The 509-nt window shown below is 50.9% G+C and carries 1 protein-coding gene; it reads right to left on the minus strand.

From position 1 onward, the window contains the following. Positions 1 to 38 precede the first annotated feature (38 nt). The gene (gene rpsK / locus Q7C20_RS27185) at positions 39 to 428 is read right to left on the minus strand and encodes a 30S ribosomal protein S11 (protein ID WP_375071240.1); all 390 of its coding nucleotides are present in this window, start codon (positions 426 to 428) and stop codon (positions 39 to 41) included. Between the last annotated feature and the right edge of the window lie 81 nt (positions 429 to 509).

The following is a 509-nucleotide window of genomic DNA, read 5'->3' on the forward strand; positions in this document are numbered from 1 at the left end:
CTTGCCATTTTCTTTCTCCAACAATCCTAAAAGCTGCGTTACACGCGGCGCTTTTTCGGCGGACGACAACCGTTATGAGGGATCGGAGTCACATCAGTAATGTTAGTGATGCGGAAACCAGCCGCGTTCAGAGCGCGGATAGTAGACTCACGACCAGGACCAGGTCCTTTAACCATAACTTCCAGGTTCTTGATACCGTATTCTTTCACTGCGTCAGCACAACGTTCTGCTGCAACCTGTGCTGCGAACGGAGTGGACTTACGAGAACCACGGAAACCGGAACCACCGGCTGTTGCCCAACCCAAAGCATTACCCTGACGATCAGTGATGGTAACGATGGTGTTGTTGAAAGAAGCATGGATATGAGCCACGCCGTCAGAGAGTTGCTTTATTACACGCTTACGTGTACTAACAGGTGCCTTTGCCATTATTAAATAACCCCGATTATTTCTTGATCGGCTTGCGGGGACCCTTAGGGGTACGTGCGTTGGTCTTGGTGCGCTGACCGC

Source organism: Pseudomonas sp. AMR01, assembly GCF_041946035.1.
Classification (GTDB): domain Bacteria; phylum Pseudomonadota; class Gammaproteobacteria; order Pseudomonadales; family Pseudomonadaceae; genus Aquipseudomonas; species Aquipseudomonas antarctica_B.

Bases quoted from the DNA above. Each gene is read 5' to 3' on its own strand.
- rpsK (WP_375071240.1), bottom strand. From the start codon at position 428: ATGGCAAAGGCACCTGTTAGTACACGTAAGCGTGTAATAAAGCAACTC.